The sequence below is a fragment of the Nostoc sp. CHAB 5715 genome, assembly GCF_020829685.1.
GTDB lineage: Bacteria > Cyanobacteriota > Cyanobacteriia > Cyanobacteriales > Nostocaceae > Nostoc.
The window spans coordinates 1-3527 of the sequence record NZ_JAIVFR010000809.1 but is presented as its reverse complement, the minus strand read 5'-3'; the positions used below and the strand labels follow the sequence as shown (position 1 = coordinate 3527).

Here is a 3527-nt window from a genome sequence, read left to right as displayed (position 1 = left end):
TATTGCGAGTCACCACGCAAGTATGTTCTCCATCGGGTAATTCTGTTTCTACTTCTGGTAAAGTAACTTCTCCTCCTCGGTTTAAAGCTACAAAAGACACAGAGTCACGATAACGGCGCACATAACAGTAAATATCTGGTGTTAAGTATTTTTGCCAGTGGCTACCCATTGACACGGCTGGATTCAGTCGCCGTAAACCAGACAGCAGCCTGATGCAACGATAAATTTCACTATCAGTATCCCAGTTTTCCATCATCGGGCGGTTATACGGATCGTTACCGCCATCGGTGTCGTCATGCAGATATTGTTCTGTACCGTAATAGATGCAGGGAATACCGCGACAGGTCATAATTAAGGCGATCGCAACTTTCAACATCGCTGGATCGGGGTTCAGCGATTGGAAGCGGGACATATCATGATTATCGATGAAGGTAACTAGCTCTGTTGCCCCGTTGTAGCGATGATCTTGGTCAAAAATGTATTGGATTGTTTGGAATCCATTTTCTGAACCTTGCGCCAGTGCGGCTCGAATTGCCACGCACAACCCAAAGTCTAGCAGTGTCATGCCTGAGTGGTTAACAAATTCCACCGAGCGATCGTCAGTAGGATTACTGTAAATCCATTCACCAAAAATAAATATATCTGGTTTGTGATTGCTCATATCGCCAGTGAATTCTTGCCAAAACCAGATAGGCATGTGCTTGACAGTATCCACCCGTAGTGCATCCACACCCCGGTCTAGCCATTGTTTAATGGCTGACTTAATATACTCACGATATTCAGTATTGTTTTCATTGAAGGTTGCTAGACCAGATAGTTCACAGTTCTGTACTTGCCAATCGTCTTCCCAGTTTTCCACTTCGCCATAGTGGTGATACCAATGATTGACATCATCATTGAAGTCAGCAATTTTGACACCATCATCATACAATTCACCTTTACTACCGCTAGTATCAGGTGTGCTATGGTTGCAGACAATATCTAGCACCAGCTTCATATTCCGCTTGTGCAGTTCTGTAATTAACCGATCAAAAGTCGTATTTTTTTCTTCTTGCGTAGCGTTTAAAGAAGGGTTCTCTCCATCAGCAATGTAGCGAGGATTAATCCGCTTAAAGTCTTTTGTCCAATAGCCATGTAGCGCGGCATTTCCAACAAATAACTCTTCAACCTGCTCAAACAGTGGAGTTAGCCAAAGAGCGGTAACCCCCATGTTTTTGAGATAATCTAATTTATCAATGACACCTTGCAAGTCGCCACCCCAGTACTTACCCCAATCTTGTCTAGTTGGATCGTACAGTTCTGAGTTTGCACCTTCGCTGTTATCTGGATCGCCATCATAAAAGCGATCGACCACAAGAAAGTAAATGGTTTCCTGACGAAATTCAATATCTCTAGTATAAAGAAACTCTAAAGCAATCTCAGTTTCTGATGGTGGTGTTTCTATAATAGCGTCTACTTTTTCTTGTGCAGAATCAACCTTATATTGATCTGGTGAAAACTGAGATGGAGGGGTTTGTACCATAAAAGAACTCAAAATTTAATATAATTCATACTTGTAGACAACAGTACAATGTTTCGAGTATTGTGTGTTGCTACAAACTTTGGTATTGTGACATCCGCCGCACGGTGTAAGTATCTATCGTTAGCTAGTTTATAATTCTATCGATAGATATAATTCATCTGCTAGAGGATAAAAATAAAGGAATATAGCAGTTATTAATGGTAATTGCTTGATCACAAAAATTTACAATATTTAGATTAAGCCTAGCTCGTGTTCACTTAGCGGTGGAGATTAGCTACACCTGAGCAATATTGAGTAAACCACGTATTAGCCAACTTTTTCTCTAGAAGATTCGCTCCATTGATAAACTGACCATTGTCACTTTCAATCTGTTATTACTATCAAGGAATTAATTCAGGTAGCATTTATGACCAAGTATGATAAGGTTTTTAACTCACCAAAGACATCAGAGGAATCGCTAAGTCCAGAGGAAGCGGTGGCGGCGATCGCAACTGTCACTGCGATCGCTGATTCATTGATTGAAGATGTCGATGCAGAAAGTTTAGCGGGTATCCTCTGGGAATTCGAGGTTTTCGAGGAATACTCAGAAGATGAAATTACAGAAATAGTTGATAGACTCATCTCCATTGCAGAAGAAGAGGGAATTGGGCCCCTGTTTAATACCGCCAAAGTATCTCTCTCAGATGAATTAGTGCTGGATGGTTTTGCTGCTGGGGTGATAGTGCTTTTAGACGATGAACTAACCATCCCCAAACCGAAACAAGCCTACCTGAAAAAGCTACAAGCAGCTTTAGAACTTGAGGATGAAGAAGCAGAGGAAATCATCAAGGAGGTAATTGCAGCCTTTAAAGAAGCAGAAGATGAAGAATATACAGACGATGAAGACGAGACAGTAGTCATCGAAGATTTTAGCGAACAGACATATCAATCTCCTTTAGGTAATTTTACCGTGCCGATTCCCGTTGATCCGCAGCAGGGCGGTAGAATTCAAAGTCAGGAAGGAGTCGTTGGTTTTTCCGATGACATCGGTACTCTGCTGAGAATCGATTATTATCCTTTCCCTCTCGAACAGTTAGAGGAACTGGAGTCTGTTGGACAAGAAGAATATTTACAAACAATTTTAGTAGACAAGTATGTACCCCAGGCGATTTTTGCCAATGTCCCAGATGCTTCTGTGGAGTATACCGAATATCTGGAAAATACCTTGCGAGGCGCTTACTATGTATTAATTGATATGCCCAAAGGTTCGACGATTTCTAAGCAAGAAAATAACGGAACTGCGATCAGATTAGACGCTTACCGGGGGCTGCTCACCTTTATCAGTGGTGAATTTTTGTATATAGTTAGTAGTCAGCACAGCTTTATTAACGGCGAAACTCCCGATTCCGTTGAAGAAGAAGCTGAAGATATTAAGGAGAGTATTTTAGAGTTTGTTGAGACTATAGAGTTTACTTAGCGCAAAAAGGGTTGGAAAATGTTGGCTTCCTCACCCGCCTGGAACTAAAGTTCCAGCTAGCGTAGGTTGGGTTGAGGAACGAAACCCAACATTATCGAGACTTTGTTGGGTAACGCTTACGCTCAACCCAACCTACTATTCTCTTAACCCAAGCGTATTGAAGCAAATGCTGTCGCTCAACAAGCAAATGCTGTCGCTCAACAAGCAAATGCTGTCGCTCAACAAGCAAATGCTGTCGCTCAACAAGCAAATGCTGTCGCTCAACAAGCAAATGCGATCGCTCAACAAGCAAATGCTGTTGCTCAACAAGCAAATGCTGTCGCTCAACAAGCAAATGCTGTTGCTCAACAAGCAAATGCTGTTGCTCAACAAGCAAATGCTGTCGCTCAACAAGCAAATGCTGTTGCTCAACAAGCAAATGCTGTCGCTCAACAAGCAAATGCTGTTGCTCAACAAGCAAATGCTGTTGCTCAACAAGCAAATGCTGTTGCTCAACAAGCAAATGCTGTCGCTCAACAAGCAAATGCTGTCGCTCAACCTGACTTTTCA

3 protein-coding genes are annotated in these 3527 nt (G+C 42.1%); 2 read left to right on the top strand and 1 reads right to left on the bottom strand.

The window, feature by feature from the left end; translation table 11 throughout:
* Positions 1-1522: alpha-amylase family glycosyl hydrolase (locus tag LC574_RS31680; protein ID WP_229457531.1), on the bottom strand; the 1522-nt coding region annotated here is incomplete at its 3' end.
* Between the two features lie 406 nt (positions 1523-1928).
* Between LC574_RS31680 and LC574_RS31675 the strand changes: the two genes are divergently transcribed.
* Together LC574_RS31675 and LC574_RS31670 are read left to right on the top strand one after the other, a co-directional pair.
* Positions 1929-2978 (top strand): hypothetical protein, encoded by a 1050-nt coding sequence (locus LC574_RS31675; RefSeq protein ID WP_229457530.1) that lies wholly within the window; start codon positions 1929-1931, stop codon positions 2976-2978.
* A gap of 157 nt (positions 2979-3135) precedes the next feature.
* A partial coding sequence (locus tag LC574_RS31670; RefSeq protein WP_229457529.1) for a hypothetical protein occupies positions 3136-3527 on the top strand: 392 nt, incomplete at its 3' end.

Excerpts from the sequence above, each read along its gene's own strand:
- LC574_RS31675 (WP_229457530.1), top strand. The coding sequence starts at position 1,929 with ATGACCAAGTATGATAAGGTTTTTAACTCACCAAAGACATCAGAGGAA.